At 73.5% G+C, this 21,674-nt stretch carries 22 protein-coding genes and 1 pseudogene; 7 read left to right on the top strand and 16 right to left on the bottom strand.

Going from position 1 to position 21,674, the window contains the following annotated elements:
- Positions 1–26: 26 nt before the first annotated feature.
- Positions 27–1,124 carry an SIS domain-containing protein gene (locus tag OG509_RS34770; RefSeq protein WP_406186544.1) on the bottom strand — a complete coding sequence of 366 codons (1,098 nt, stop codon included), beginning with the start codon at positions 1,122–1,124 and terminating at the stop codon, positions 27–29.
- 821 nt (positions 1,125–1,945) lie between these two features.
- On the opposite strand from OG509_RS34770, the gene OG509_RS34765 reads away from it, so the two are divergent.
- Positions 1,946–2,632, top strand: a complete 687-nt coding sequence (locus OG509_RS34765) for a GNAT family N-acetyltransferase (RefSeq protein ID WP_406186543.1) — start codon at positions 1,946–1,948, stop codon at positions 2,630–2,632.
- Between the two features lie 72 nt (positions 2,633–2,704).
- Here the strand turns inward: OG509_RS34765 and OG509_RS34760 are convergent, their stop codons facing one another.
- Genes OG509_RS34760 through OG509_RS34750 form a run of 3 tightly spaced genes read right to left on the bottom strand, consistent with a single transcriptional unit; the run spans position 2,705 to position 5,977 of the window.
- Entirely contained in the window at positions 2,705–3,733 is a 1,029-nt protein-coding gene (locus OG509_RS34760; RefSeq protein ID WP_406186542.1) for a TolB family protein, read from the bottom strand.
- Between the two features lie 49 nt (positions 3,734–3,782).
- Entirely contained in the window at positions 3,783–5,093 is a 1,311-nt protein-coding gene (locus OG509_RS34755; RefSeq protein WP_406186541.1) for an MFS transporter, read from the bottom strand.
- A gap of 2 nt (positions 5,094–5,095) precedes the next feature.
- Positions 5,096–5,977 (bottom strand): alkaline phosphatase family protein, encoded by an 882-nt coding sequence (locus tag OG509_RS34750; RefSeq protein WP_406186540.1) that lies wholly within the window; start codon positions 5,975–5,977, stop codon positions 5,096–5,098.
- 282 nt (positions 5,978–6,259) lie between these two features.
- On the opposite strand from OG509_RS34750, the gene OG509_RS34745 reads away from it, so the two are divergent.
- Positions 6,260–7,501, top strand: a complete 1,242-nt coding sequence (locus tag OG509_RS34745) for an alpha/beta hydrolase (protein WP_406186539.1) — start codon at positions 6,260–6,262, stop codon at positions 7,499–7,501.
- On the opposite strand, the gene OG509_RS34740 is transcribed toward OG509_RS34745, so the two are convergent.
- The gene (locus OG509_RS34740) at positions 7,479–8,945 is read right to left on the bottom strand and encodes a carboxylesterase/lipase family protein (RefSeq protein ID WP_406186538.1); all 1,467 of its coding nucleotides are present in this window, start codon (positions 8,943–8,945) and stop codon (positions 7,479–7,481) included. The two genes, OG509_RS34745 and OG509_RS34740, sit on opposite strands and share 23 nt — an antisense overlap.
- 148 nt (positions 8,946–9,093) lie before the next feature.
- Between OG509_RS34740 and OG509_RS34735 the strand changes: the two genes are divergently transcribed.
- The gene (locus OG509_RS34735) at positions 9,094–9,471 is read left to right on the top strand and encodes a hypothetical protein (protein ID WP_406186537.1); all 378 of its coding nucleotides are present in this window, start codon (positions 9,094–9,096) and stop codon (positions 9,469–9,471) included.
- 81 nt (positions 9,472–9,552) lie between these two features.
- Positions 9,553–9,831 (top strand): chaplin, encoded by a 279-nt coding sequence (locus tag OG509_RS34730; protein ID WP_406186536.1) that lies wholly within the window; start codon positions 9,553–9,555, stop codon positions 9,829–9,831.
- A 119-nt stretch (positions 9,832–9,950) separates the two neighbouring features.
- Here the strand turns inward: OG509_RS34730 and OG509_RS34725 are convergent, their stop codons facing one another.
- The 8 genes and pseudogenes from OG509_RS34725 to OG509_RS34690 form a co-directional block, all read right to left on the bottom strand.
- Positions 9,951–10,814, bottom strand: coding sequence for a tyrosinase family protein (locus tag OG509_RS34725; RefSeq protein WP_406186535.1), 864 nt, complete (start codon positions 10,812–10,814; stop codon positions 9,951–9,953).
- A 10-nt stretch (positions 10,815–10,824) separates the two neighbouring features.
- Positions 10,825–11,190 carry a tyrosinase family oxidase copper chaperone gene (locus OG509_RS34720; RefSeq protein ID WP_385589727.1) on the bottom strand — a complete coding sequence of 122 codons (366 nt, stop codon included), beginning with the start codon at positions 11,188–11,190 and terminating at the stop codon, positions 10,825–10,827.
- A 59-nt stretch (positions 11,191–11,249) separates the two neighbouring features.
- A complete protein-coding gene (locus tag OG509_RS34715) occupies positions 11,250–11,564 on the bottom strand; it encodes a GNAT family N-acetyltransferase (protein ID WP_406186534.1) in 315 nt (104 codons plus the stop codon).
- A 16-nt stretch (positions 11,565–11,580) separates the two neighbouring features.
- On the bottom strand, positions 11,581–11,751 hold the full coding sequence (locus OG509_RS34710; protein ID WP_406187857.1) for a hypothetical protein: 171 nt from the start codon (positions 11,749–11,751) through the stop codon (positions 11,581–11,583).
- Between the two features lie 76 nt (positions 11,752–11,827).
- Positions 11,828–11,935, bottom strand: a pseudogene (locus OG509_RS34705) (TRIC cation channel family protein); the annotation flags it as partial.
- A gap of 176 nt (positions 11,936–12,111) precedes the next feature.
- On the bottom strand, positions 12,112–13,224 hold the full coding sequence (locus tag OG509_RS34700) for an acyl-CoA dehydrogenase family protein (RefSeq protein ID WP_406186533.1): 1,113 nt from the start codon (positions 13,222–13,224) through the stop codon (positions 12,112–12,114).
- Positions 13,221–14,405 carry an acyl-CoA dehydrogenase family protein gene (locus tag OG509_RS34695; RefSeq protein ID WP_406187771.1) on the bottom strand — a complete coding sequence of 395 codons (1,185 nt, stop codon included), beginning with the start codon at positions 14,403–14,405 and terminating at the stop codon, positions 13,221–13,223. Before OG509_RS34695 ends, OG509_RS34700 begins: the two co-directional genes overlap by 4 nt.
- Entirely contained in the window at positions 14,405–15,382 is a 978-nt protein-coding gene (locus tag OG509_RS34690; RefSeq protein ID WP_406186532.1) for an NADPH:quinone oxidoreductase family protein, read from the bottom strand. Before OG509_RS34690 ends, OG509_RS34695 begins: the two co-directional genes overlap by 1 nt.
- 207 nt (positions 15,383–15,589) lie before the next feature.
- On the opposite strand from OG509_RS34690, the gene OG509_RS34685 reads away from it, so the two are divergent.
- From OG509_RS34685 to OG509_RS34675, 3 genes are all read left to right on the top strand, one after another.
- A complete protein-coding gene (locus OG509_RS34685; RefSeq protein WP_406186531.1) occupies positions 15,590–16,717 on the top strand; it encodes a hypothetical protein in 1,128 nt (375 codons plus the stop codon).
- Positions 16,718–16,785: 68 nt separating this feature from the next.
- Positions 16,786–17,760 (top strand): SDR family oxidoreductase, encoded by a 975-nt coding sequence (locus tag OG509_RS34680; RefSeq protein WP_406186530.1) that lies wholly within the window; start codon positions 16,786–16,788, stop codon positions 17,758–17,760.
- A gap of 36 nt (positions 17,761–17,796) precedes the next feature.
- Complete coding sequence (locus OG509_RS34675) at positions 17,797–18,597, top strand: hypothetical protein (protein ID WP_406186529.1); 801 nt, start codon at positions 17,797–17,799, stop codon at positions 18,595–18,597.
- Here OG509_RS34675 and OG509_RS34670 read toward each other — a convergent pair.
- The 3 genes from OG509_RS34670 to OG509_RS34660 are packed head-to-tail and all read right to left on the bottom strand — an operon-like array spanning position 18,584 to position 21,584.
- Complete coding sequence (locus OG509_RS34670) at positions 18,584–19,417, bottom strand: enoyl-CoA hydratase/isomerase family protein (protein ID WP_406186528.1); 834 nt, start codon at positions 19,415–19,417, stop codon at positions 18,584–18,586. The genes OG509_RS34675 and OG509_RS34670 overlap by 14 nt on opposite strands.
- Positions 19,418–19,461: 44 nt before the next feature.
- Positions 19,462–20,226: a PIG-L deacetylase family protein gene (locus OG509_RS34665; protein ID WP_053692283.1), complete on the bottom strand. Its 765-nt coding sequence runs from the start codon at positions 20,224–20,226 to the stop codon at positions 19,462–19,464.
- A 53-nt stretch (positions 20,227–20,279) separates the two neighbouring features.
- Positions 20,280–21,584, bottom strand: coding sequence for an alpha/beta fold hydrolase (locus OG509_RS34660; RefSeq protein ID WP_406187770.1), 1,305 nt, complete (start codon positions 21,582–21,584; stop codon positions 20,280–20,282).
- Positions 21,585–21,674: the final 90 nt, after the last annotated feature.

The raw sequence follows: 21,674 nt of genomic DNA, 5'->3' as shown, positions 1-21,674 counted from the left end.
ACCCCTAAGGTCCGACCATGGCGAAATCAGGGGGCCGGAGGCCTTGCGGCATCGCCTGCCGGGGCGTAAGCGACCACCTGGAAGTCGGACAGGTCGAGGCCGCCCTGCTTGGTGTCTTCGTTGGCGAAGACGAACGACTCGATCGGTACACCGCGTTCGGCGCTGAGCTGGGCGACCAGCTCCTGGAGCACCACCGCCTCCAGCACCACGCGGACGGCGTCCGGGACTGCGGGGAGGCGGATCACCGACAGGCTGTCCGAGCTGTCCGAGCTGTCCGAGGGGGCGACCTCGGCCGTCGTCAGCAGCAGCGTGAGGTGCCCGGCGGCGGCCAGTGAGCGGGCCAGATCGATCTCGCGGCCGTCGCCGAGGACGAGGTGCAGGGTGTTGCCGGCCGACTCCATCCCCCCGTGCAGGTAGTTGCGGGTCGCGGAGGCGGCCGCGGCCATCCGGACCACCTCGCGCAGCAGCAGCGCGCCCTCCTCGGCCGAGGCCCGCGAGGCGCCGGCCGCCACCGCGTCGGAGGCGATGCAGCGGGCGCCGCGCTCGCGCAGGCCCGCGACCACCTCGGCGGCCTGCCGGTGGACCGCGGCGGTCTGCTCCGCGATGTCGCCCCACGGGTCCTGCTCGCGGCCCGCGATGACCCCCGCGACCAGGTCGAGCGCGACGACCGTCCCGGTGTAGCCGATGGTCGAGGCGTACGAGTCGGGCTCGTTGCCGAGGTCCACGGTCAGGTCGGCGAGTGCGCCGAGCGGCGACGGTACGACGTTGAGCAGCGCGGTCTTGGTGATGCCGGGGGCGGCGCACCGTAAGGCGGCGATGGTCTCGGAGCTGCGGCCGCCCTGGGAGACGGCGATCAGGCAGTCTGTGTCGAAGCCGGCGGTGCCGGTCTCGATCTCGCAGGACAGCACGCGCTGGGCGACGACCCCGGCCGCGCGCAGCTGCTGCACGGGGACGGCGAGGGCGGCGTAGGAGGCGCCGATGCCGGTGAACAGGGGGCGCCGGGCGGTGCGCAGGGCCCCGTACTCCGGGAAGGTGAGCCGGGTGCGGACGCGGGCGGCGATCCGGGCGAGGGCGGCGCCCTGGCCGGCCTGGCCCTCGATGAAGGTGATGCGGGATCGGGACATGGTGTGGGGTCTCTCGTCTTTCCTGGAAGGTCTGTGGCGGTCTGTGAAGGTCTGCGCGGGCTCCCGAAGGTCCGCGCGGGAACGGCGCGTTGGAGGGACGGTAGGGGGCGGAAGGCGGGATCGGGCGCCGGCCGCGCCGACCTCGTCGCGTTCGCGGCCCGGGGCGCCAGGTCGAGCGCGGCGAAGGGGAGGCCGATCGGGATGAGCGGGCAGGGTTCGGTGACGGTGCCGTGGTTGACGTCTCCGGCGTGACCCTCCGCCACATACTCGATCACCTGTTCGATCAGAGGCCGGTCGCCACACCCCTCGACCGGGCTCCTCGACCGGGCCCCTCGACCGCCTCCCGCGTCGCCGCCGGGCCGCCCCCGACCTCTGCTCCGAGTGCGACGCCGGACACATCACCGACGGCCGCATGTTCGATGGCATTGCGGCCCGGGCGGAGCCCTGGGATCATTCGCCGCGCACGCGGTCGGGGCCGCCCTGGGACCCGCCCGCGACTCATGACATCCGTGCAGGTCAGAGGGTGTTTGTACGCCGATCGGACGCCGTCTGGGCGGCCGTCCGAGGGACCCGTGCGGCGCGCCGGAACGGATGTCCGCGGATCAGGATTACGGGGGCTCCGGAGCGGGGACCAAAGTCATCGAAAAACATGGCCGCGGCGTTGCCAATTTGGGGGTTCATGAGAGCACATTTAGGGGCTACATTGAGCCACTCGCGTTCACCTGACAGCCCGTTGCCTTTCACCCGTGTTTTGCGCGGGGGGCGACGTCAGGAGCGCACACTGTGCAACCACCCCACCGCCCAGAAGGACCGAAGGCTCCGTGCCCGTACCCGTACTCCTCGCCGGCCGCAGCGTGCGGCTCGAGCCCCTCGCCCCCCACCACACCGAGGCCTTGGCCATGGCCGGGGCCGAGGATCGTACGACTTACGCCTTCACCCCCGTACCCCATGGGGTGCAGGCGTCCCACGAGTACATCGACCGCGCCCTCGCAGATCAGGCGGCGGGTCGATCGCTCCCCTTCGCGGTGGTCAGAGCCACCGACGGCCGGGTCGTCGGTTCGACCCGGTTCCTGGAACTCGACTACTGGCAGGGACCACTGGTGTGGCCCGCCGTGCCGGGCGTCCCGTTCGGTGATCCGGCGACGGCGGTCCCCGATGCCGCCGAGATCGGCAATACCTGGCTGTCCCCGGGCGCCCAGGGGACGGGCATCAACACGGAGGCGAAGCTGCTCATGCTCCGCCATGCCTTCGAGACCTGGGGCGTGCGCCGCATCTCGCTGCGCGCCGACGCCCGCAACGTGCGCTCGCGGGCCGCGATGGAGCGGCTCGGGTTCACCTGCGAGGGGGTCCGCCGGGCCCATTCGCGGGGTCTCGACGGCGCCGTGCGCAGTACCGCCTTCTACTCGATCCTCGACGAGGAGTGGCCGGCCGTACGGTCGATCATCGAGCTGAAGCTGTCGGCCGGGGCCCAGCGCAAGCGGCGCCGCAAGACGCTGGTACCGGCGTAACGGTCCTGCATTCGGCCCAGCGGTCCCGCCGGTCCTTGCCCCGGTCCCCTCCCCCGGCCCTTCCTCCCGGCGTCAGCCGAGGAAGGCCGGGGCGAGGGCCGATGCCATCAGCGGGGCCGGAGCGCCGCTGCCGTCGGCCGGCAGGGCGTACAGGTCGGCGCCGAAGTCGCCGGGCAGGGAGTAGACGACCGTCCTGTCGTCCGTCCACACCACCTGGTCGTCCACGCTGCGCTCCTCGGCGAGCGGGGTCTCCTGCATCGAGGCCAGGTCCAGCACGTACAGCCGCCACGGGGCGTCCGGTGACAGGCCGGGCACCCGCTTCTTGAACACCAGCCGGGTCCCGTCGGGTGACAGCGACGGGCATTCCAGGTTCTCGCGCAGCGTGGTCACCGTGCGTTCGGCGAGGTCGCCGCGGACCAGGTAGGTCTGGCCGCCGGTGGCGAGCGTCGCGTAGAAGGTCCGCTCGTCGGCGGCGAAGGTCACACCCCAGAAGTTGACGTCGGCGTTGCGGTACGCCTTGCCGTCCTTGCGGATCTCGAAGTCCTCCAGCGAGGCGTCGAGCCTGCCGGTGCGCAGGTCGAGCAGCGAGGTCCGGGTGGAGAAGTTCGTCCCGGCGTACGAGTCCCCGCCGACGAAGACCGTCCAGGCGACGAGGTGGCCGCCGGGCGAGACCCGGGCGCGGGTGGGGATGCCGGCCAGCGGGTGCGCGGAGACCTCCTTGAGGTGCGCGTCGAGGACGACGGCCCGGTAGCTCTCCTGGACCCCGCCCTTGTCGGCCTGGAGGCAGATCCCGGTGCCGGCCGCCGCGTAGAAGCGCAGGCAGCTCACTCCGGAGGCGGTACGGGGGCCCCGGGGCGCGTCGGCGGGGACGGTGGCGAGCTCGTCGCGGTGCGGGCCCCACGCCATGTTCCGGAACACGATCCGCCGCTTGCCCCCGTCCGGGGCCAGGGACACCTCGCCCCGGGTGATCTGCGGCCCGCCGGCCTGGGTCTGGTTCTTCTCGTCGGCCCGCGAGGAGGCCCGTACGACGGCGAGCACCCCCACGGCAGCGAGCAGCACGACGGCGGAGACGAGGATCAGGATCCGGCGTTGGAGGGTCATGGGGGCCTTTCGGGGATGTGTGGGGAACGTCGGAGGCGGCCGAGCGGGCTCAGTCGGCCCGCGCCTCGGCAGCCGACTCGGCCGCCGACTCCGCGGCCATCGCGTCCGCCGGGCGCAACCAGGCGCACGTGGCGGCCGCCGCGGCCAGCAGTACGGTCGCGACCGCGAGGGCCGGGCGGGGGCCCCAGACGGTCCAGGCGGCGCCGAAGCCCAGCGAGGCGGCGAAGCGGGCGAGGGCCTGGCCGGTCTGGACGAGGGCGAGGCCGCCACCGCGGTGCTCCTCGGGCACGGCTCCGGCGGCCGCGGCCATCAGGACGCCGTCGGTGGCCGCGTAGAACCCGCCGTGCAGCAGGAGCACGGCGTACGGCAGGGCGGGCTGCTGCCCGCCCGCCAGCAGCAGCCCGTACGCGAGGAGCAGCGCGAGGTGGCCGCCGAGGAAGACGGGCCAGCGGCCGATCCGGTCGGCGAGCCGGCCGAGCGGCAGCGCGAGGAGGAAGAACGCGGCGGCGGTGCCCAGCGGCAGCAGCGCGAACCAGCGGTCGGCGATCCCGGTGGCGCGCTGGAGCAGCAGGAAGACGAAGGCGTCGCTGACGGTGCACAGCCCGAGCAGCAGGGCGCACAGGCTGATCCGGCGCAGGTCGCGGCGGCCCAGCAGCCCGAAGGCGGCGCGCAGCGAGACGGGCTCGGCGCCGGGCGACGGCTCGGTGCGCCGGCCGGGGACGAACAGGACGAGCACCAGCACACCGAGGGCGGCGACGCAGGCGCTGACGGTGAACACGGCGTCGTAGCCGTCGGCGGCGCCGCGCAGGATCAGGAAGGCGAGGAGCGGCCCGATCAGGGCGCCCGCGGTGTCCATGGCCCGGTGGACCCCGAAGGCCCGGCCGCGGTCCTCGGGGGCGGCGGCCAGGGAGATCAGCGCGTCGCGCGGGGCGGTGCGCAGGCCCTTGCCGGTGCGGTCGAGGGCGAGCACCGCGCCGATGGCGGGGAGGGTGTGCGCGAGCAGGAGCAGCGGCTTGCACAGGGCCGAGAGGCCGTAGCCGAGGCCGGCGAGGGCCTTGTGGCGGCCGAGGCGGTCGCCGAGGTGGCCCCCGGTGAGCCGGACCAGGGCGCTGATGCCGTTGTAGATCCCGTCGAGCAGCCCGAAGCCGAGCGGGGACAGGCCGAGGCCTGCGACGAGGTAGAGCGGGAGCACGGCCGTGACCATCTCGGAGGAGACGTCGGTGATCAGGCTGACCGTGCCGAGGGCGAGGACCGTGGGGGCGAGCGCGGCGCGCCGCCCCGGGCGGTTGCCCGGGGCGGCGGCCTGCGGCTCGGGGGTCACGGCGGGCGCGGGGGTACCGCGGCTGTCCGCAACGTACATGGTCAGGAAGCCCAGATCCCCGTGATGTCCTTCGCGCCGGCCGCGTTCCCGGCGTGGGTGGTCAGGCCGGCCAGGCTTTCCAGGGTGCGCAGCACGTCGTAGTGGTTGTAGGTGGTGGACGACGTGCTGCCGGGGGTGACGGGCTGGCCGTAGAGCACGGTGGGGATCTTGTTGCCTGCGAGCCGGTTGTCCTCGTCGAAGGTGACGACGAGCAGGCTGTTGTGGGTCTTGGCCCAGTCCGCGTAGGCCTTGAGGTTGTTCTTGAGCCAGGTGTCGCCGGTGCCGACGGAGCAGTCGTGCATGTCGCTGCACAGGTTCGGGACGACGAAGGACACCTTGGGCAGGGTGGTGTAGTCCGTCGGGAACTGGGTCATGGTCTTCGCGGTGCTGGTGGGCACGTTGGAGAAGGCGAACCAGGGGTTGTGCTTGCGGGCGTAGTTGCCGCTGCTGCACGTGGTGGAGCCCTGGCTGGGAAGGGTCTCGTTGTAGCTGGCCCAGCTCTTGCCCGCGGCGATGAGTTCGGAGGCCAGGTTGGGCGCGGAGCTGAAGCCGGGCGTGTAGCAGCTGTCGCCGGTGACGCCCTGGTTGGAGCCCGAGAACAGCTGGAGGTAGTTGGGCTGGCTGGGGTGGGTGATGCCGAACGACTGCGTGAGGTTGGCGCCCCCGCTCTTGAGGGAGTTGATGTAGGGGGCGCTGGAGCTGCCGATGACCTGGTTGTAGGCGTGGTTCTCGAAGACCACGACGACGACGTGGTCGGGGGCCGGCAGGCCGGCCGCGTGCGCGGGCTGGGCGGCGCCGAGGCCGGCCCAGAGGGCCGCGCCGGCGGCGGTGAGGCCGAAGGCGGTGGCAAGGGCGGTCTTACGGGCGGACCGTGACGAGGTCATGCCAAACACGGGAAATACCTCCGGGCAGGTGGGGGTCGGGTGGCGGCGCGCACGCACCATACCCACGGGCATGTGCATGGGCCAGGGACAGTCGGCTAACGGACCGGGAACTCCCGTGGCCCTGCCGGTGTTCGGCAACGCACTGGCCTACGGCAACCCAAGAGCTGGGAAAAAGGGGAACCGGGCAGCACGTAGGCTCATCCTTCGAACAGAAGAGACCACCCCCAGACGGGGAAGAGACCATCCCCCGACGGGGCAGCACCAGCCGGAGAGCAACCGCACATGTCGTACTCACCCGACGGACAGCACCAGCCGTACCGGTCGGAAGGGCAGTACCAGCAGCAGCCCTACGGCGCTTCGTACACACAGCAGTACGAACCCCAGTACCAGCCCGAGCCCCCGTACGGGCCGCCGCAGCCTCCGTACAACGAGCCGGAGGAGCCCCAGTACGAGCAGCGCCGGCCGCGCCGGGGCAGGCGCTGGCTGATCGCGGGTGTCTCCGTACTCGCCCTCGCGGGCATCGCGGCCGGAGTGATGTACCACTTCGAGATACCCCCGTTCACCGACAAGGGCAAGGACGTCTCCTTCGGCCAGCCGGCCGCGGGCGGCCAGACGGGCGGCACGGGCGGCGCGGCCAAGCAGGCGGCCAACTCGAAGGCCCTGATGCCCACCGGCCCGAAGGCCGAGTTCAAGAACTCGATGACCCTGGGCGACGGTACGCACGTGGCCGTGACCACGCTGGACGGCAAGAAGTCCGGCTTCAAGGGCAAGGTATGGGTCTGGGCTCCCAAGGAGTACAACGACCCGAAGTTCGCCAAGAGCGGCTTCCCGGTCATGATCGCCCTGCCCGGCGGCGCCGGCTACCCGAACAACTACTGGATGGGCACCGACCTGGGGCTCCAGACCAGCATCAGCAAGTGGTACGCCGAGGGCAAGAGCAAGCCGTTCATCCTCGCCATGCCGGTGCTGAACCCGGGCCCGGACGACAAGGGCATCTACTGGGACGGCTCCGACATCCCCGACCAGCCGAAGATGGGCACCTGGCTGACCGAGGACGTCCCGGACCTGATGAAGGAGAACTTCCGCACCATCAAGTCCCGTGACGGCTGGGCCTACATGGGCTCCTCCACCGGCGGCTTCGCGAGCCTGAAGGCCGTGCTCAAGTACCCGGAGAAGTTCAAGGCCGCGATCTGCTCCGGCCCGGACATCGTGCCCGACTCCTCGCTGTGGAAGGGCCACGACAAGGAGAAGGCCGAGAACAACCCGGAGCTCCTGGCGAAGGCCATGCTCGAAAAGAAGGGCGCGCCGGAGGTCTATCTCGCCTTCCAGGTCGGCGACAACGAGAACAACAAGAAGACGCTGCCCGATGTGCAGAAGTTCGTCGCGACGTACGGCAAGGGGCCGATCCACACCAGCCTGAGGGTCATCCCCGGCGGCCAGCACAACGCCAAGACCTACGTCCCGAACATGGGCGAGGGCCCGATCCAGTTCATCAGCAAGGTCATGGAAGGACCGGTGGAGTAACCGCCGGTGTAACCACCGGTACGGACGACTCCTCGCGCCGCGGCCCGCCGAACACCATCGGCGGGCCGTCGCCGTCCCAGGCCGCCCAGCCCGGGTCCCCGGTCACGGCGAAGCGCACCCAGGCCGCGTGCATCCGGTCGGCCAGCTCCTGCGGGGCGTCCCGCCCGGCCAGCCACGAGGCCTCCGGCACGTCGAGGGTGTCGAACACGAAGCCCAGCTCCAGGGCGTGGCAGGCGCCGAGGCCCGGTACGCCGGAGGGCCAGCCGAACTCGTACAGGAAGCTGGAAGCAGACCTCCGCGCCCCGGCGAGGCGGCGCAGCGGATCGCGCAGCAGCCGGTCGGTGAGCAGCTGCCCCGCGAGCTCGGCCGGGCCCGCCCCGGGCAGTGCGGCGCGCAGCGCCCGTACGGCGGCCCGGTCCTTCCCGCTGCGGGCGCGGGCCAGGGCCAGGGTGAGCGGACCGATCCGGTCCATGAGCGGCAGGGCGCCGGTGGGGGCGAGCCAGAGCCGGTACTCCTCGGTGGTCCAGCCCATCAGCAGCGGTACGTCCGCCGCCGTCGCGGCCTCCAGCGGGTCGGCCGGGAGCGTGTCCGGGTCGGCGACCAGGCCGAAGGCGGGGCCTCCGGTGAGCGGGCTGGAGCGGCGCAGCACGGCGCCCTGGGCGGCGAGCAGGTCGGGCAGGGCGGTCGCGGCGAAGGCCCCGGCGGTCGCGGGCACCTTGAGCAGGGAGGCCATCCGCCGGACCATGGCGCGCACCTTCTCGCGGGGCAGCACCTCGGGGGCGCCGCTCTGCAGGGCGGCCTGCGCGAAGAGCCCGGCGGCGCGCGGGGCGCCGAGCAGGGCCCCGACGCTGATGGCTCCGGCGGACTCCCCGAATACGGTGACGCGGTCGGGGTCCCCGCCGAAGGCCTCGATGTTCTCCCGGACCCAGGTCAGGGCGGCGATCTGGTCGAGCAGCCCGCGGTTGGCGGGGGCGTCGGGGAAGAGCCCGTAGCCGAGGACGCCCAGCCGGTAGTTGACCGAGACGAGCACCACCCCGTCGCGGGCGAAGGCGGAGCCGTCGTAGACGGGGACGGCCGAGGAGCCGCGGGTCAGCGCCCCGCCGTGCAGCCACACCATGACGGGCAGCCGGGCCCCGGGGGCCGGCTCCGGGGTCCACACGTTGAGGTTCAGGCAGTCGTCCCCGGGGACCTCCGGGTCGGGCAGCAGGACGGCGAACTTCGGCGGGTAGGGCACCTTGGGCGCGGTGGGCCCGAAGGCGCCGGCGTCGCGTACGCCGTCCCAGGCGGCCGGCGGCGCGGGGGCGGCGAAACGCAGCGCCCCGACGGGCGGGGCGGCGTACGGGATGCCCCGGAAGGAGGCGGTCCCACCCGGGCCGGTCCGGCCCTCGACGACGCCGTACCCGGTCCTGACCCGGGGCCGGCCGCTGCCGCCCGCTGTGCTCATCGTCCACCTCCGTGACCCCGTTGGGTCGCTGCACCACTGCATCACTGATTCCGGTGTTCCGCCTCCGGGCACGGTCGCACAGGCCTGCGAGGGGTGACAAGGCGTGACCCGGCACGGGGCGGGCCGGGTTGGGCCGGGCATGCGATCCATGCGTATCCACCCCGGCGTCCGCGGCTTCGTCCGGGCGGCCGGGCCGGTCCCCCCGCTCGCGCCCGCGCTCCTGCCCGTGCTCCTGCTCGTGGCCGTGGCCGCGGGCCCGGCGCGGGCCGCGGCCGGGCCCGACTTCCAGTACGTGGGCCTGGACGACAAGATCCATGGGCTGACCACCCCGCAGGGCTGCGTGGCGGCGAAGGGCGGCGGATCCCGGGCCGTCACCAACTCGACCCGCGGGACGGCGACCTTCTACCGGGAGCCGGGCTGCGCGGGCCGCCCGGCGGCGGTGCTGGAGCCGGGCGCCGCGGGCCAGATCGCGCCGTACTTCGCCTCCGTGCGATTTTCCTTCACCACTAAGGCCCAGCGGCCGTGACCGCAGGGCCCCCGCCGCGTTGTACGCCATGTCAAATGCCACAGACCCCTGTGGCACCACACGTCTCACGAGGAGATCTTGATGTCGCGTATCGCGAAGGCAGTCGCCGTCACCGCTGTTGCCGGTAGCGCCCTGGCCGCCGGTGCCGGTCTGGCCGTCGCCGATGCCGGAGCGCACGGTGCGGCGGTCGGCTCCCCCGGTGTCCTCTCGGGCAACCTGGTCCAGGTTCCGGTGCACGTCCCGGTCAACGTCTGCGGCAACACCGTCAACGTGATCGCCCTGCTGAACCCCGCGTTCGGCAACACCTGCGTCAACGCGTCGGGTGGCGCCGAGCACCACACCGAGGGCTACGGCGGCTGACGGCCGGATCGAGGACCGAGGGCCCCCGCCGTGCGGCGGGGGCCCTTCTCGCGTCCGGGCGAGGGTGCACTCGTACGGGTCACGCGTACGAGTCATTCGTAGCGGTCATTCGTACCCGGTCATTCGTAGCGGTAGAGGCCCTGGTGGCTGAGCATGTCGCGCGGGGTGAGGTCCCACGGCGGCATCGGCTCGTCGAGGGCGATCACCCGGCCGCGCTGGATGTCGCCCGGTTCGAGCGGGGCGGCGGGCAGGTAACCGGAGCCGGGGTGCCTCAGCTGCCAGCGGTCCCAGAGCAGGTCCACGAAGGCGTGGTGCAGCCAGAACGCCGGGTCGTTGGGGGCCGTGCCGCCCGTCATGTGGCCGCCGATCCACTGGTGGACCTTGTTGTGGTTGCGCCAGCGCTCGCTCTTCGGCGCGGCCCAGCCCTCCAGCTTGTTGCGGAACCCGCCGCCCTGCGCCGTGGAGTCCCAGGGCGAGGTGTCGTACTTCGGGTCGTCGAGCGCCCACTGGAGCTCGGCCGCGGTGGGCAGGGCGATCGGGTTCTGCGGCCGGCCGAGGTTGCGGGTGAGGAAGCGGGCCTCCGTGATGCCCACCGTGATCTCCCAGTTGCCCTTCCCGTAGGCGAAGGGGCCGGTCATCACCCGGCGGTCGCTCTCACGGCCGGTGCCGCCGAGGAAGTCCTCGGCCCAGAGGGAGGAGACCGGGCTGTTGTCCGCGGTCCAGTCCCAGTACGGGACCGAGACTCCCGGGTCGACGGCCTGGAGCAGCCGCTCGAACTGGAGCAGGTAGCGCCGGTGCCAGGGGAAGAAGGACGGGGACATGTGCCCGACGCGGAGCTTGCTGTCCCGGTCGGGCACGAAGTACTTGTCGTGCGTGCGCACCAGGTCGTCGTACGAGCCGGCGCGCTTGAGCTCCAGCACGGCCGCCGTGAACCGCCTCTTCTGGGCGCTGGTCAGATTCTTCTGGTTCTGCCGGGTGTACATGCGGGGCTCCTCAGCCGTGGTGCGGGGCCGCGAACGCCAGCTGGGTGGTGCCGAGTTCGTCGACGGCGGCGCGGGCGAGTTCGAGCGGGGTCCCGAAGGACTGGAAGTGGTTGATCCCGCTCAGGTAGCTGCCGTCTGCGCGGCGCATGACGTGCAGGGGGCGGCCGTCGATGCGGACCCCGGCGAGGTCGACGGCGATGTGCCGGCCGCGGTACGTCTCCTCGGCGAGGGGGGCCGGGGTCAGGGTCTGCCGGGGGCGGCGGGCGCGCAGTACGGGGGCCAGCGCGGCGGCGGTGCCGGCGAGCACCGCCGCGGTGAAGGCCGTACGAAGGGCCGTGCGGCGGGTGATTCCTGCGGAGGCGGGTGTGGCGTTCATGCGGTCTCCCTCGCTCGGTGGTCCGCGCTACGGGGTCTAACGCGGCGCGGCGGGCGAGGTCACCTCGGCAGGTCAGGGTGCTTGTAGAAGAGGGTGGTGGGGTGCGGCCGGGCGGCCGCCTGTTCGGCCTCGGTGAGGAGGGCGCGGGCGGTGCCGCGGCCGCGCGCCTCGGGATGCACCATGAGCTTGCGCAGCTCGGCGCGGTGGCGGCCGTTGGGCTGGGACTCGCGGTACCAGCTGACGGTGCCGTCGAGGCGGCCCTCACCGGTGCGGGAGACCCACAGGGCGAGGGAGCCGTCCTCGACGGCGGGAGCGAGGGAATCCCACCAGGCGGCCGGACGGGCGGCGTCGAGCCGGGCGATCACGGGGGTCATGCGGCGAGGACAGGGATCAGCCGGCGGCCCGCTGGAGGCGGGGCAGGTGCAGATCGCGGAAGACGGCGGCCATGCGGAGCGTGAAGACGAGCCCGGCGGAGACGGCGATGTTGACGGTGTCCGCGGCACCGGCCCAGTGCAGGCCGAGGTAGCAGGCCGCCCCGGCGAGCGCGGCGGTCGCGTACACCTCCTCGCGCAGGAGCAGCGGCGGGAACTCCCCCGCAGAGCACGTCGCGGACGACCTCGCCGGTTACCCCGGTCAGCACGGCGAGGATGAGCACGGCGAAGGGGTCCATGTCGGCCCGGTGGGCGGCGAGTGCGCCGGAGGCGGCGAAGGCGGCGATGCCGAGGAGGTAGAGGGCGTGCAGCATGGCGTCGCCTCCTTCAGGGACGGTACGGACGATCCGTCGACCCTGCCGCACCGCCCCGCTCCCCCCGCCGTTCAGCCATGCCCTGCCGGGTGCCGCCCGCCGCCGCGTCGCCCACGCGCCTCGAACGCCGGCGGGGCTGTTCTCGGCCCGTCCGGCGTTCGAGGAGCGGATCCGGGCTACGGGGACGGGAGTTCCGCGAAGTCCGCCACCAGGGTGTGGTGGTGGCCCGGGGTGCCCAGGGTCAGGGCATCGGCCTTGGCCCGCTTCAGGTAGAGGTGCGCCGGGTGCTCCCAGGTCATCCCGATGCCGCCGTGCAGCTGCACGCACTCCTCCGCCGCCCGCACCGCCACCCCGGAGCAGTAGGCCTGGGCGACGGCCACCGTCAGCGGGGCGTCGGGGGCCCCGGTGGCCAGGGCGTCCGCCGCCGCGCGGGCCGCGGCGCGGGCCGAGGCCACGTCCAGCCACAGCTGCGCCAGCCGGTGCTTCAGCGCCTGGAAGGAGCCGACCGGCCGGTTGAACTGGTGGCGGCCCCGCACGTGCCGCACCGTCTCCGTGAGGCACCACTCCGCGAGCCCGAGCTGCTCGGAGGCCAGCAGTCCGGCCCCCGAGAGCAGCGCCCCGGCGACCGCCGCGCGGGCCGTCGCCGGGTCCGCGAGCAGGGTCCCCGCGGCGCCGTCCAGCGTCACCGTGGCGAGCGGGCGGGTCAGGTCCAGCGGGACCCGCCCGGTCAGCGACACCTCCGCCGCCGGGACCGCGTACAGCCCCGTGTCGGCGAGGACCAGCAGGACGTCGGCGGCCACCGCGTCCGCCACCGAGGTGACGGTGCCCGTCAGGATCCCGCCCCCGGTGTCCCGTACGGCGCTCGGCAGTGGCGCGCCCGGGGCCTGCGTCAGCGGCAGCGCGGGTACGCAGACCTGCCGGCCCGCGGCCAGTTCCCGCAGGAGCCCGGCGACTTCGGGGGTCTCGGGATCACAGCCCAGCAGGATCTCCGTCGCGAGGACCGCGCTCGTCAGGTACGGCACCGGCGCCACGGCCCGCCCCAGCTCCTCCAGGACCACGGCCGCCTCCCGGTGGCCCGCGCCCTGACCGCCGAGCTTCTCCGGTACGAGCAGCCCGGCGGTGCCGATCTCCGCGGCGAGCGTGTGCCACAGCTCCGGGTCGTGCGGCCGGCCGGTCTCCGCCCGGGCGAGCACGTCGGCCGGTGCGCACCGGTCCGCGAGCAGCGCCCGTACGGCCGACCGGAGCTCCTCCTCCGTCTCGGAGTACAGCAGGTCGAACGCAGTGCTCATCGGGCCAGGTCCTTCCAGGCGAGGTCCTTGTCGTCGCGCGGCTCGGCGGGCAGGCCGAGGACGCGTTCGGCGACGATGTTGAGGAGGATTTCGCTGGTGCCGCCCTCGATGCTGTTGCCCTTCGCGCGCAGGTAGCGGTAGCCCGCGTCGCGGCCGGTGAAGTCGACGAGCTCGGGCCGGCGCATCGTCCAGTCCTCGTACAGCAGGCCCTCCTCGCCGAGGAGTTCCACCTCCAGGCCGCTGATCTCCTGGTTGAGGCGGGCGAAGGTGAGCTTCATCCCGGACCCTTCGGGGCCGGGCTGTCCGGCGGCGAGCTGCTGGCGCAGCCGCTCGCCGGTCAGCCGGGCCACCTCGGCCTGGACCCACAGCTGGAGCAGCCGCTGATGCAGTGCGTGGGTACGGAGCTCGGGCCGTTCGCGCCAGGCTGCGGCGACGCTCGCGATCATGCCGCCCTCCCGCGGGATCCGCATGCCGCCGATGGAGACGCGTTCGTTCATCAGGGTGGTGCGGGCGACTGCCCAGCCCTGGCCGACGGCGCCGAGCCGGTGGTTGTCGGGGATGCGGACGCCGGTCAGGAAGACCTCGTTGAACTCGGCCTCGCCGGTGATCTGGCGCAGCGGCCGGACCTCGACGCCGGGGGCGTGCATATCGCAGAGGAAGTACGTGATGCCCTGGTGCTTGGGCAGCGCCGGGTCGGTGCGGGCGATGAGGATGGCCCAGCGGGCGGTGTGGGCGCTGGAGGTCCACACCTTCTGCCCGTCGACGATCCAGTCGCCGGAACCGCTCTCGCGGACCGCGCGGGTGCCGAGCGCGGCGAGGTCGGAGCCGGCGCCGGGCTCGCTGAAGAGCTGGCACCAGACCTCCTCGCCGACCCACAGGGGGCGCAGGAAGCGCCGCTTTTGCTCGTCGGTGCCGTACGCGAGGATGGTGGGCGCGGCCATGCCGAGGCCGATGCCGATCCGGCGCGGGTCGTTGTCGGGGGCGCCGGCGGCCTCCAGTTCGGCGTCGACGACGGCCTGGAGGGTGCGCGGTGCGTCGAGTCCGCCGAGGCCCTCGGGGTAGTGGACCCAGGCGAGGCCGGCGTCGAAGCGGGCCCGCAGGAAGTCGGCGCGGTCGGTGTCGGCGGGCGGGTGGGCGAGCAGCAGGTCCCGTACGCGCGCGACCAGTGCTTCGGAGGTGATCACCGCAGGTCCCCTCCGTCCAGGGACGGTACGACGACCAGCCGGCCGGTGGTGGTCCCGTCGGCGAGGCGCTGCACGGCGTCGGCGGCCGCGGCGAGCGGGACGCGTTCGCTGACCAGCGGCTTGATGGCGCCCTCGGCGGCGAGCCGGGTGAGCTCGGTGTGGCAGGCGGCGATGGCGGCGGGGTCCTTGGCGGCGTACAGGCCCCAGTGCAGGCCGAGGATGGCGTAGTTCTTCACGAGGGCGTGGTTGAGGGCGGGGGCGGGGATGGTGCCGCTCGCGAAGCCGACGACGACGATCCGGCCCTCGAAGGCCACGCACTTGGCGGAGGCGGTGTACGCGTCGCCGCCGACGGGGTCGTACACCACGTCGGCCCCGCGTCCTGCGGTGAACTCCTTGACCCGGGTGACCAGGTCCTCGCTGGTCCGGTCGATCACCAGATCGCAGCCGAGGTCCTCGGCGGTGCGCGCCTTGGCCTTGCCTCCGACGACTCCGATGACGGTGGCGCCGGCGGCCTTGCCGAGCTGGACCGCGGCGCTGCCGACCCCGCCGGCGGCGGCGTGCACGAGGATGGTCTCGCCGGCCTGGAGGCGGGCCCGGCGGTGCAGGCCGAACCAGCCGGTCTGGTAGCCGATGTGCAGCGCGGCGGCCTCGGCGTCGTCGAGGGTCTCGGGGGCCGGCAGCAGGGCCCGTGCGGAAGCGGTGACGTACTCGGCGAAGCCGCCGTGCGGCAGGCTCGGGTTGGCGATGACGCGGCGGCCGTCCTCGGTCTCGCCGCAGATCTCGACGCCGGGGGTGAAGGGCAGCGGCGGGCGGATCTGGTACTGGCCCCGGACGAGCAGCGCGTCGGGGAAGTTGACGTTCGCCGCGAGCACCCTGAGCCTCACCTCGCCCTCGCCGGGCACTGGTTCGGGAACCTCTTCGAGGCGCATGGCCTCTCGGGGTTCGCCGGGGTTATGTACTCGCCATGCCTGCATCCGGGGCCTCCAGCCGCCGTCGAGGAACCACGCTCCGCGGGCATACTAAGCAGTCGCTTGCCTCTCTGGGAACTGTCGGCGGGACGGATTCCGGGTCGGACCGAAACCCCACGCGTCAATCCGGCCACTCCCGCCCCCGATCAGGCAACATGTGGCGTGCACGCGTCATGACTTGAGTCCAGGGGGGACCACCACATGAGAAGAAGCATGTCCGCAGCCGCGACCGCCGTCGTTCTCGCCGGTCTGATCACGGCGGCCGGACCGGCTGCCGCGGCCGGGCCGGCGTGCACGCCGGACATCCTCCGGCTGCCGGCCCTCACGGACGGCCCCGCGCCGGCCGGTGGGGCCGTACGGGCCTTCGGGACCGGCGGCCTGGTGGCCGGCGACAGCATCGGGCTGCCCGCGTACTGGACCGCCGACCACGCGGTGCACGCCGTCCCGCTGCCCGAGGGCTACGTATCGGGCCAGGTCCTCGCGGTGAACGCCAAGGGCCTGATGGTGGGCACCCTGCGGCGCGCCGGCGACTACCAGAACTCCTACGGGTTCACGTACCAGCGGGATGCGTCGCAGGTGCGGCTGATCGGCGGCGGGGCCACGGCGAGCGCGGTGACGGACGTCAACGACGCGGGCCGCTCCGTCGGCATGGAGGGCGGCGTCGCCAAGGAATGGCTGAACGGCACCGTGGTGCGCCAGCTGCCCGTTCCCGCGGACGCCCACCCGAGCACCCGGATCGTCTCGGTGGACGGGATCAACACGCGCGGTGACATCGTCGGCACGGCCCGGACCTCGTACGAGGAGGACGACGTGCTCCGGGGCAAGACCTTCCCCGTGGTCTGGCCCGCGGGCGGCGGGTACCCGCCGTACAGCCTGCGGGTGTGGACCGAGGACGACTGGACGGTCCAGACGATCGCGGCCGGAATCGACGACCGCGGCCGGGTCGTCGGCCACGAGGACCTCAGCCACCGCGACTGGCAGGAGCGCAAGCCGGCCGTCTGGAAGAAGCCCTACGACGCCCTGCCGAACGATCCCGGCCGGGTCAAGGGCTACGACCACGTGACCTTCGACGGCCTCAGCCCGGCCACGAACGTGGCCGTCGGTTCGGCCATGACCTTCGTCGAGGGGTACGCCAACTTCCTCCACGCCGCGTACTGGCCGGGAACGGGAGCCCCGCTGGCGCTCCCCCACCCCGCGGGTACCAGCCCGGACTCGCGCAGCTCGGCCTTCGCCGCCTCGGACGACGACCGGGTGGGCGGTACGTTCTACGACTGGGGGACCATGAAGGGCGGTGCCGTGGTGTGGAGCTGCGCGAGCAAGCAGGCGTACGCACCGCAGTAGCCCCCGGGCAGGGGCCCGGGCGCCCGCGGGCATGGTGATCTGAGCTCCGGCGCGCTATCGATGGGCGCATGCAGACGCCTTCGCAGGATCCCGCGCAGGAACCTTCGCCCGGGCCGCCCTCGCCGGCCGGACCGCCCGCGCCGACCGAACTGCCCGCCCTCCCCGGGCTGCCCGCGCCGCCGCCGCCGGGCGCCGCCGCGCTGCCCGCCGGTACGTACGCGGGGCAGGTGGTCCTCGTGACCGGCGGCGGCACCGGGCTGGGCAAGGCCATCGCCGCCGAGTTCGCCCGGCTCGGCGCGGACCTGGTGATCGCGGGCCGGCGCGCGGAGCGGCTGAAGGCGGCGCAGGAGGAGTTGGCGGCCGTCCCCGGCGCGGGCCGGGTGACCGCCGCCGTCTGCGACATCCGGGACCCGGAACGGATCTCCGAGGTCTTCGACGCGGCGGAGGCGGCGCTCGGCCTGCCGGACGTCCTGGTCAACAACGCGGCCGCCAACTTCCCCTGCCCGGCGGAGGACCTGTCCCCCAACGCCTGGCGGTCGGTCGTCGACATCACCCTGACCGGTACCTGGTTCACGACCCGCGAGTTCGGCCGCCGCCACCTCGGCGCCGCCTCACCCGGGTCCATCGTCAGCATCGGCGCCTCGTACGCCTGGACCGGCGGGCCGGGCTTCGTCCACAGCGCGGCCGCCAAGGCCGGGGTGAAGAACCTGGTGGAGACGCTCGCCGTCGAGTGGGGCCCGTACGGCATCCGGATCAACGGCCTCGTCCCCGGCCTGTTCCCGCACACCGACATGACCGAGGACATCCGCGGCGGCCTGGAGCGGGCCGCGCCCGGTGCCCGGGACTCCCGCCAGCCCGCCCTGCGCGTCGGCGCCCCGCGTGAACTCGGGTGGGCGGCCACCTTCCTGGCCTCCCCGTACGCCCGGTTCATCACCGGGCACACGCTGGTGGTCGACGGAGCGAACTGGCAGCGCCGCTCGCTGGTCAACCCGGAGGTGGTCCCGGTCCGCGCACAGTTGGGCCGCGGCCCGTTCACCCCCTGAGCGCCGGCTGTCAGTGGCCGGTGCGAGGATCCCCTCATGTCTCTCGCCGATCTGACCCTCACCCACTGGCGGTCGCTCGACCGGGCCGCCGCCGGGCGCATCGCGCACGAGGCCGCCGCGCAGGCGGGCGGCCTCGTGGTGTTGCTCGACACCGTCGACCACCTCGGCGGACCGCTGCACCGCGTCCGCATCGAGCGCGAGGGGCAGGAATTCGCCCTGATACCCGGCGGGCCGGTGCGGCTCGGGTTCGACCTCGGCGCCTGGGAGCCGACGGCCGCGCAGCTCGCCGACCACGAGGAGAGCCGGGCCGAGGGGTACGGGTACGAACTCGGCCTGAAGGACTACCTCGCCGAGGTGCTCAGCCCCGTCCGTACGGCGACACTGGCCACCGTGCTCATGGCCGTGGAGGACGAGACGCTGACCGAGCGCCCGGACGCGATGGCGGACGCCCTCACGGCGCGCGGGCTGCGTCTGCCGAGCGCCGACGAGTGGGAGCACGCCTGCGGGGCCGGGGCGGACACCCTGTTCCGGTGGGGGAACGAATGCCCCCTGGACGAGCCCTCGTACGGGGGCGACGGCGGCCCGCGACACGAGCCGAACGCCTTCGGGCTGCACATCGCGTACGACAGCTACCACGCCGAGCTGAGCGGCGACCCGACCGCCGTGCACGGCGGCGACGGCGGCGAGGCCGTCTGCGGCGGATACGGCGACCTGCTCGGGTGGCTGCCGCTGGCCACCGCCAACCGCAACCCGTCCATGGCGGAGTTCGTGTACGGACCGGACGGCGAGGGCATGTACGAGGAGTTCTCGACGCGACCGGTGTTCAGCCTCCGGTGAAGTGGGGCGGGCGGCGGGCCGCTTTGGCGGTGTAGCCCTCGCGGCAGTCCTCGGAGGTGAGGGTGAGGGCCGCCGTCATCGCGACACGGTCGAGGGCCGGGGCGAGAGCAGCGTCCGCGTAGGTGTCGATGGCGCGCTTGATCCCCTGCACAGCGAGCGGGGCGTTGGCCGCGATCTCGGCCGCCACCGCGCGGGCCGAACCCTCCAACTCCTCCGGGGGGACGAGCAGTTGGACCAGGTTCAGGCGGTGCGCCGTCGCGGCGTCGATCCGGCGGCCGGTCAGCGCCAGGAACTTGGCCCAGCCCGCACCCGCCTCGCGGGCGATCCGCAGATCGCCGCCCGCGTCCACCGCCACGCCGAGCTGCGCCTCGGGCAGGGCGAAGACGGCGTCCTCGGCGGCGACGCGGAAGTCGGCCATCAGTGCCAGTTCGAAGCCGAAGCCGAGGCAGTAGCCCTGTACGGCGGCCACCACCGGCTGCGGGAGCCGCGAGAGCACGGCGAAGCGCTCGTGCACCCAGCGGATGCCCTCGTAGTAGTTGCGGGTCCGCTCGGCGGCCGTCGTACCCGTGATGGCGCCGCCGGGCGCCGTCACGTCGATGCCCGCGCAGAAGGCGCGGCCCTCGGCCCGCAGCAGGACCACCCGTACGTCCGGATCGAAGCGGATCCGGTCCGCGAGCAGGCCCAGCTGGCGGGTGGACTCCCAGCTCCAGCCGTTGAGCCGGTCCGGGCGGCAGAGGGTGAGGACCGCGATCCCGTCCGCTGTCTCCAGCCGGACGCGCTCCTCACCCTCCGCGACCTCGGTGCCGATGGTGTCGATCACGGAACCCCTCCTTCTGACGGTGCGTCAGAATAGAGGGTCCGGGCTCAGCGGGTGAAGACCTCGAACGTCACCGCCGGGCGGCCGCCGAAGCGCGGCGCCGCCTGCTGGGCGTAACCGGTGAGGAAGCCGCGGACGTACTCCTCGGGGTCCTGGTCGGTGAGGACCTCGATGTACGCCTTGTGCTCCATCAGGGACTTGATCGAACGCTCCAGGCCGGGACCGGCGTCCACGGCGTGCGTCGGCGTCGAGGACCCGGCCACCGCGACCCAGCGCACCCCGTCCCAGGGCTCCAGGCCCTGCTCGGAGATGAGCTCGGGGAAGATCCACCGGTTGCCGGCGTCGGCGGCCGCGTCCAGGGTGGCCCGGCCGACGGCCTTGTGGTCGGGGGTGTTCCAGTTGCCCCCGCCGCCCTGCCCGCCCCAGGTGTCACGGTGGTTGAGGGTGATGAGCAGTTCGGGGCGGTGCCGGCGGATGGCCGCCGCGATGTCACGGCGCAGGTCCAGTCCGTACTCGACGACGCCGTCGCGGTAGTCGAGGAACTCCACCGTGGACACCCCGACGACCGCGGCGCTCGCACGCTGCTCGGCCTCGCGCAGCGGGGCGCACTCCTCGGGCGGGATCGTGTCGATGCCGGCCTCGCCGCGGGTGGCCAGGAGGTAGACGACCTCGCGGCCGCCGTCCGTCCACTGGGCGATCGCCCCGGCCCCGCCGTACTCCAGATCGTCGGGGTGGGCGACCACCGCGAGGGCGCGCTGCCAGTCGGCGGGCATCGGCTCCAAGGGCGCGGGCTGATCCAGTTGTTCGGTCATGTCCCGCACAATAGACGCACCCGCGCGCACCCCCACGCGGCGGAAGCGGAGTTCTAGACGTCGTCGTGCACGAGGGCCAGCAGGCGGTCCAGGACACGGGGGCCGCCGGCGCGGACGCCGTCGTGTTCGAACTCGTCCGTCACCCAGGTGCGCAGGCCCCGGATCGACGCGGCGGTCTGCAGGGAGTGCGCGGTGTCCACGTACAGGTCGTCGTGGTAGATCGCGGCGGCCACCGGGACCTCGTTGACGGCGAGCCGGTCCGGGTCGTACAGGGGTCCCCAGCCGGTACGGGCGGCCAGCAGTTCGGCGGTCTCGCGCAGCGGGGTCAGCGCGGGGTCGGCGGTGAAGTGCCAGGGGTGGACGGTCTCGCCGGTGAAGAGCAGGGGCCCGTCGCCCGCGAGGGTCTTCCCGGCGTCGAAGCCGGGGTGGCCCGCGCGGACCCGTTCGGCGGCCCAGGCGGTGGGCGCGGCCGGGTCCTGGGCGTAGATGGGTTCGTGGAGCAGGGCGTACAGGGGGTGCGCGGCGAAGGAGAGCAGCCCCTGTACCTGCTCCAGGAACGCGTCGGCGAGGGCCGGGCCCGACGGGGTCGGGACGAAGGCGTCCTCCAGGAGGTAGTGCAGCTGGTGGCTGCCGTCGCCGGTGCCGAGCAGGATGCCGAGGGACTGGAAGCCCTCGGCGGTGAGGCGGTGGCCGCCGGGGAGTTCGGCCGGGCGCTCCGCGAGGTGGGCGGCGATGCGGCGGGCGCGCTCGACGTCCATCGGGTAGCGGGCGTAGTGGGCCAGGTTCTTGCGCTCCATGCGGGGGTACGCCGCCGCGTACACCTCGTCGGCGGTGGCCGTCAGGGAGGGGAGGCCGCCGGTGATCAGGGCGGCCGTCAGGCCCTCGGGGGCGGTGGAGAGGTAGTGGGTGGTGCAGAAGCCGCCGAAGCTCTGCCCGAGCACGGTCCAGGGCGCGCCGCCGGTCAGGCCCGGGCGGATGGCCTCGGCGTCGCGCACGATGGAGTCGGCGCGGAAGTGGGCGAGGTACTCGGCCTGCTGCTCGGGGGCGCCGCGCAGGGGCAGGGTCTGCCGGTTCGCCGGGGTGGAGCGGCCGGTGCCGCGCTGGTCGAGCAGGAGGACGCGGTACTCGGTGAGGGCCCGCTCCAGCCAGGCCTGCCGGCCGGTGAAGCGGCGGGCGCCGAAGCCGGGGCCGCCCTCCAGGTAGAGCAGCCAGGGCAGGGACTCGGGGTCCTTGCCGGTGGCGACGGCCTCACGGGCGTACAGCTCGATGTGCTCCCCGTCCGGGCGCGCGTGGTCGAGCGGGACGCTGAAGCGGTGGTCGGTGAGGACGACACCGGGCTGACGGTAGCTGCGGTCGATGGTCACGAACGGCCCCTGGGTGTGCGGCAGCCCCGGTCGGATCGCGACCGGGGCACGGGTCTGGCGGCCCGGCCGAGTGTAGTACGGGCC

The sequence above is a fragment of the Streptomyces sp. NBC_01006 genome (assembly GCF_045162725.1).
In the GTDB taxonomy this organism is placed as follows: domain Bacteria; phylum Actinomycetota; class Actinomycetes; order Streptomycetales; family Streptomycetaceae; genus Streptomyces.
Note: the sequence above shows the minus strand (reverse complement) of the source record. Positions and strands in the feature narration are given on the sequence as shown.